A 6309-nucleotide genomic window follows, 5' to 3' on the forward strand; every position below is an offset into this window, starting at 1 on the left:
GCCCCGGCCTCGGCCCCGGCGCCCGCGTCGGCGGCGCGCAACAGGCGCCTGCGGGCGCGGTGCAGCCGGACCCGCAGCGCCGCCGGCGAGCAGCCGACGACCCGGGCCGCCTCCCGCGGGCTCAGCCCCTGCCAGGCGACGAGGATCAGCACCTCCCGGTCGCCCTCGGGGATCGCCGCCATCGCGCGGAGGACGGCGAGCCGCTCCGCCACGTCCTCGGCGATGTCACCGGACGGCCGCGGCGCCCAGCGGGCCAGCTCGGCCGTGCACGCCTCGCGCCGCGCCTCCGCGCGGTACCCGTCGCGCAGCACGTTCCGGGCGACGCCGAGCAGCCACGGCAGCGGCGGGTCGGGGACGTCCGCGAGCCGCCGCCACGCCACCGCGAACGTCTCGCTCACCACCTCGTCCGCGATCTGCCGCCCGGCGCGCGCGGCGGCGTACGCCCACACGCGCTGCCGGCAGGCGTCGTACATCGCGGTGAAGCGTCTCTCGTCGGGGGCCCTCTCACGGGGGGCTGGGTCTGCCACCGCGTGCTCCTCCGTCCGTCCTGGTGTGTCCATCACAGGGAAGTGGCCCGGGGAGGACGATCGTTACCGTCATGCTGGAGCATTAGTGTCATAGCCGGTCGTGCCACTACTGCGCTGCCCGTAACATTTGCTCGATGGCAACCAACGCCGCCCCCGCCCGCGGGGGCCTCCCGGGGCGAAGGAGCTGAGCTATGACCGCGATGCACAGTCGCGGTGCCGAGCGTCTTCCGGGGGTGGCCGGCTCTCCCCATCTCCTCCTGGTGGAGGACGACCCCGGTGACGCGTTCCTGTTCGAGGAACTGCTCACCGAGGTCCAGCCCAACGTGCAGATCACGGTCGCCTCGACGCTCGCCGAGGCGCTGGAGCGGCTGCGCCCCGAGGTGCAGTGCGTGATCGTCGACCTGTCCCTGCCGGACGCGTCCGGGCTGGACGCGCTGCGCCAGGTGATCGCCCGCGCGCCGTCCACCGCCGTGCTGGTGCTCACCGGCCTCGCCGACGCGCACGTCGGCGTCCAGGCGGTCGCCGCGGGCGCCCAGGACTACCTCGTCAAGCAGGACGTGGACGGCGCTCTGCTCGGCCGCGCCATCAGCTACGCGATCGAGCGCAAGCGGGCCGACGAGTCGGAGCGGCAGCTCGTCGAGGCGCGCGCGGTGGGCCGGGAGAACGCGCGGCTGGAGCGCGGGCTGCTGCCCGTCCCGATCCTCAAGGACGACTCGCTGCGGCACCTCACCCGGTACCGGCCGGGCCGCGACCGGGCGCTGCTCGGCGGCGACTTCCACGACACGGTGCAGACCGACGACGGCACCGTGCACACGGTGATCGGGGATGTCAGCGGGCACGGCGCGGACGAGGCGTCGCTCGGGGTGCGGCTGCGCATGGCGTGGCGGACGCTGGTGCTGGCCGGGCACACCGGGGAACGGCTGCTGTCCACGCTCGACGCCGTCCTGGAGCACGAGCGCTGGGGCGAGGAGATCTTCACGACGCTCTGCATGGCCGCCATCGCGCCCGACCGCCGCAGCGTCCGGCTGTACCGGGCCGGGCACCCCTGCCCGCTGCTCTTCGACCCGTCCGGCGTGCGGGCCCTGCCGGAGGGCCCGCACGGGCCGGCGCTCGGGCTGATCCCGGGCGCGGACTGGCCGGCCGTCGACCTCGAGGTGGGCGACGCGTGGGGGCTGATGCTGTTCACCGACGGGCTGATCGAGGGCTGCGTCGGCGAGGGCGGCGAGCGCCTCGACCTCGACGGGCTGGAGAGGCTGGCGCGCGCCGCGCATGCCCGCGGCGAGCGCGGGGACGTGCTGGTGGACGGGCTGATCACGGAGGCGGAGCGGCTGAACGGGGACGTGCTGTCCGACGACCTGGCGGTCCTGCTGCTGAGCCGGGGTGACCTGTGACGGCCGGCGGCGGGCCGGCGACCGGCCCCGGGGAGCCGCGCGAGGAGACGCCCGAAGACACCCCGCGCGAGACCGCCGCGCCTTCCGAGGCCGCGCCGCGCGAGACCGCCGGGACCTCTGAGGACGCCCCGCGCGAGAAGACCGGCGCCGCCCGCGAGGCCCGCGAGGCCCACGCGCCCGACGCGCCCGGTGCTCCCGACACGTCCGAGGAGGCGAGCGCTTCCGAGGAGGCGAGCGCGCCCGAGCTGCTGGCGCCGCCGGTCGTGCCGGAGGGCGCCGAGCTGCCCGCGTCGAAGGGGATCGGCCGACTTCGCCTCGTCCAGATCTACCGGGTCGGGTCCGCGGTCCTCGGCGTCCTGCTGCTCGCGGCGTTCGTCGTGGCCGGGACGGCGCTGTACCAGTCCGGGAAGGCGCGCGAGACGCTCATCGACCGGGTCGACCCGGTCGCGCTGGAGCAGTACAAGCTGTCCTCGGCGATCGCCGCGCAGGACACCGCGATCCGCCGGTACACCGAGGAGGGCGGCGCGGACCGGATCACCGAGTACCGCCGGGCCGTCGCGCAGGAGGCGGCGTCCGCCGCGACGATGCGCCGGCTGCTCGCGCAGGTGCCGGACGGCGGCCGGGTGATCGTCCTCCTCGACCGGGTGACCGCGGGCTCGAAGGAGTGGCGGGCGCGGTTCGCCGACCCGATCGCGGCCGGGCACGGCGGCGGGGGGCTGAGCGGCGGCCAGAGCCGGCAGGCGGGCGGGCTGTTCGACCGCGCGCGGGGCGGCATGACCCCGCTGCAGAGCGGCATCACCACCCTGCACGACCACGCGTCCGCCCGGCTGCGGGCCCGCGCGAACGCGGCGCTGTGGTCGGTGGGCGCCGCGCTGCTGATCGCGGCGGTGGCCGTGGTCGCGCTGGCCCTGGTGATCCGCCGGACGGTGGTGCGGCCCGTCGCGTCGCTCGGCGCGCAGGTCCGCGAGGTGGCGCAGGGCGACTTCGCGCACCGGCTGGACGTGTCCGGGCCCGCCGAGATCAACGAGCTGACCGAGATCATCGACGCGATGCGCCGCCGGATCATCGAGGAGTGGCGGACCAGCACCGAGCGGGCCGCGCTGCTGGACGAGCAGGCCGGGGACCTGCGCCGCTCCAACGCCGAGCTGGAGCAGTTCGCCTACGTCGCCAGCCACGACCTTCAGGAGCCGCTGCGCAAGGTGGCGAGCTTCTGCCAGATGCTGGAGCGCCGCTACGGCGACCAGCTCGACGAGCGCGGGCGGCAGTACATCCAGTTCGCGGTGGACGGCGCCAAGCGGATGCAGGCGCTCATCAACGACCTGCTCGGCTTCTCCCGCGTCGGCCGCATGGCGCGCCCCGAGGACGCGATCGACCTGAACGAGGTCGCCGCCCAGGCCCTCGACAACCTCGGCTCGCTGATCGAGGAGACGGACGCGCAGGTCGAGGTGGCGGACCTGCCCGTGGTGCCGGGCGAGCGCACGCAGCTCACGCAGCTGTTCCAGAACCTCGTCGGCAACGCGCTCAAGTTCCGCCGCCCCGGCGTCGCCCCGCGGGTCGCGGTCAGCGTGCGGCGGGAGGGCGACGAATGGGAGTTCACGTGCGCCGACAACGGGATCGGCATCGAACCCCGCTACGCTGACCGGATCTTCTTGATCTTCCAGCGGCTCCATCCGCGGGACGAGTACACCGGCACCGGCATCGGCCTCGCGCTGTGCAAGAAGATCGTCGAGTACCACGGGGGACGGATCTGGCTGGCCGGCGAGGAGCGCGGCGAGGACGACCCCGGCACCACCTTCCACTGGACCCTTCCCATCGGAGACGACGATGAATGACGGCGCGCGCCCCATCGAGGTGCTGCTGGTCGAGGACGACCCCGGTGACGTCCTGCTGACCACCGAGGCGTTCGAGCACAACAAGGTCGCCAACAAGCTGCACGTGGTGAACGACGGCGAGCAGGCGATGGCGTTCCTGCGCCGCGAGGGCGAGTACGAGGGCGCGCCGCGTCCCGACCTGATGCTGCTCGACCTGAACCTGCCGCGCAAGGACGGCCGGGAGGTGCTCGGCGAGGTCAAGGCCGACGAGGACCTGCGCAGCATCCCGGTCGTCGTGCTGACGACGTCCGAGGCCGACGAGGACATCCTGCGCAGCTACCACCTGCACGCGAACGCCTACGTCACCAAGCCGGTCGACTTCGAGCAGTTCGTGTCGGTGGTCCGCCGGATCGACGACTTCTTCGTGACGGTCGTCAAGCTCCCCCGCTGACGGGCTCGGCGCCGGGCAGGCCGTCCCAGTCGACGCAGACGATCACCGCGTCGTCGGCGGGCTCGCCGCCCTCGTAGTACGCGACGTAGTGCCGGATCAGGGCGCGGACGGCCTCGGGCGGCTCCTGCAACCGGGTGTCCCGCAGCGCCTGGAGCAGTGCGACCGCCCCGTACGGCTGCCCGCTCGGCGACAGGGCCGCGTGGACCCCGTCGCTGACGATGACGAGCCGGTCGCCGGGTTCGACGGTGAACTCCTCCACGGCGTAGCGGCTGTCCCCGAACATGCCGAGCGGAAGCTGCTCGTCGAACTCGATCGCCTCGGTGAGGTTGCCGCGCATCCGGTACAGCTTCGGGGAGCCCGCGTCCACCGCCCGGACCCGGCCGGTGGCCAGCTCGAACTCCATCAGCAGCGTCCCGACGCTCCGCTCGCCCCGGTGCAGCGCGTACACCGACTGGTCGGCGAGCACGGCCTGCTCGGCGATGTCGGCGCCGGACCGGCGCGCGTTGCGCAGCGCACTGACCGCCAGGTGGGTGAGCGCCGCCGCGGACGTGCCCGTGCCCATGCCGTTGCTGACGGTCAGCGTCAGCCGGTCGCCGGACGAGGTCCAGTCGAAGTTGTCGCCCCACACCGCGTACGCGGGTTCGAGCTGCCCGGCCAGATGGAACCCGGCGGTGTCGCGGGACAGCGGCGGCAGCAGGTCCCACTGCATCTCGGCGGCGACGGTCAGCCGCGTCCGGCGCCGGATCCGCCGGAACAGGTCCGTCGCCGCGTCGGCGATCTTCAGAGCGCGGGCGAGGACCTCCGCCGCCCGTGCCAGCCACGGCGGCTCCGGCTCCTCGGCGCCGGCCTCGCCCGGGACGCGGACGGTCAGCACGCCGAGCCGCTCGCCCTGCACGGTGAGCGGGAGGTGGAGGAGCCTCCCGCCGATCAGCCCGGACACCTCCCGGTCGGGACGCTGCCCGGCGAAGGCCCGCCCGGGACCGGTGTTGTCGAGCGGGACGTCCTCGTCGGCCTGATCGCGGCCGAACGTCTCCGCCACCCCGCGGACGGCCGGGACGAGGAACGCCTGCCGATAGTCGATGAGCAGCACCTCGGCGCGCGCCCCCGGCCACTGCCGGGCCAGCTCCGCGGTGGCCGCGGCGACCAGATCGTCCGGCCGGGCGGCCCAGATCGCATTCTGTAACGCCGCGAATGCATCGCCGCGCTCTGGACGGGAAGTCACAGATTCCCTCATCTCGATCCGGGACGGAACCGGCCCGGGATGCCGCAGAAGACGTCGTGTGTAACAGTGGAGGGCATGGTGGACACGTCGGGTGATGATGCGGCCCGGTCCGCTGCCGCTCTCGACGATGCCGCGTTCACGCTGATGAGCGTATGGTCGCACGCCCACAACGCGCCGGACGTCCCGGTGCCGTCCACGCAGCTCAGAGCGCTGTTCATCCTGGAGCGCGGGCCGGTCAACATCAGCAGCCTGGCCGCCGGCCTGGACGCCCTGGTGTCGTCGGCGAGCCGGCTGTGCGACCGGCTGGAGGCGGCCGGCCTGCTGATCCGCGACCCCGGCCGGGACCGCCGCGAGGTGACCGTCCGGCTCAGCGCGGACGGGGAGGCGCTGCTCGACCGGCTGCGCGTGCGGCGGCGCGCGGAGATCGCCGACGTGCTGGCCGCGATGCCGGCGCCCGCGCGCGCGGCGCTGCTGTGGGGCCTCGCGGAGTTCCACGAGGCGGCGTCCGGCCGCGACACCGGCGGCGGCTCGTTCCCCATGATGGCCTGATACCCCTTCTCCCCCGGCCCCATCATCCTCCGATCCACCCTTTCAGTCCCCAAAACCAGGCATGTGCCGAATCTCCCGATAAACGGAAATCAGACGGCAATTATCCGGGCACTTTCCTGGACACGCCGCGCTCATTTTCGCCGTTTACCGAACGGGCGCCTCCTCCACTACTAGCATCCGGCCCCATGGCGAATGACAATGCCTTTCCCGATCATCGCGACCGGAAGGCCGGAAGACCCGCGCGGAGGCCGCGATGACCGCCCGCCGCCTCCGCGCCGACCCCGCCCGGCGGCCGCGCGCCGCCCTCGCGGCGGGCACCCTGCTGGCGGGCGCCGGCCTGCTGCTCGGCGGCTGCGGG

Annotated in this window: 6 protein-coding genes; 4 read left to right on the plus strand and 2 right to left on the minus strand. The window is 73.9% G+C overall.

Features of this window, described 5'->3' with window-relative positions:
- Nucleotides 1-527 (minus strand): sigma-70 family RNA polymerase sigma factor (locus amrb99_RS48865; protein WP_347257200.1); only part of this gene is annotated, 527 nt, incomplete at its 3' end.
- 191 nt (nt 528-718) lie between these two features.
- Between amrb99_RS48865 and amrb99_RS48870 the strand changes: the two genes are divergently transcribed.
- The 3 genes from amrb99_RS48870 to amrb99_RS48880 are packed head-to-tail and all read left to right on the plus strand — an operon-like array spanning nt 719 to nt 4180.
- Complete coding sequence (locus amrb99_RS48870) at nt 719-1918, plus strand: fused response regulator/phosphatase (RefSeq protein ID WP_241756670.1); 1200 nt, start codon at nt 719-721, stop codon at nt 1916-1918.
- Entirely contained in the window at nt 1915-3750 is a 1836-nt protein-coding gene (locus amrb99_RS48875) for an ATP-binding protein (RefSeq protein WP_347257201.1), read from the plus strand. Before amrb99_RS48870 ends, amrb99_RS48875 begins: the two co-directional genes overlap by 4 nt.
- Entirely contained in the window at nt 3743-4180 is a 438-nt protein-coding gene (locus tag amrb99_RS48880; protein WP_151544042.1) for a response regulator, read from the plus strand. The genes amrb99_RS48875 and amrb99_RS48880 overlap by 8 nt, the downstream gene beginning before the upstream one ends.
- On the opposite strand, the gene amrb99_RS48885 is transcribed toward amrb99_RS48880, so the two are convergent.
- Nucleotides 4164-5402 carry a PP2C family protein-serine/threonine phosphatase gene (locus tag amrb99_RS48885; protein ID WP_347257202.1) on the minus strand — a complete coding sequence of 413 codons (1239 nt, stop codon included), beginning with the start codon at nt 5400-5402 and terminating at the stop codon, nt 4164-4166. The genes amrb99_RS48880 and amrb99_RS48885 overlap by 17 nt on opposite strands.
- Before the next feature lie 75 nt (nt 5403-5477).
- Between amrb99_RS48885 and amrb99_RS48890 the strand changes: the two genes are divergently transcribed.
- On the plus strand, nt 5478-5951 hold the full coding sequence (locus amrb99_RS48890; protein ID WP_190868944.1) for a MarR family transcriptional regulator: 474 nt from the start codon (nt 5478-5480) through the stop codon (nt 5949-5951).
- Nucleotides 5952-6309 lie beyond the last annotated feature (358 nt).

This window comes from Actinomadura sp. RB99 (genome assembly GCF_014706005.1).
Lineage (GTDB): Bacteria > Actinomycetota > Actinomycetes > Streptosporangiales > Streptosporangiaceae > Spirillospora.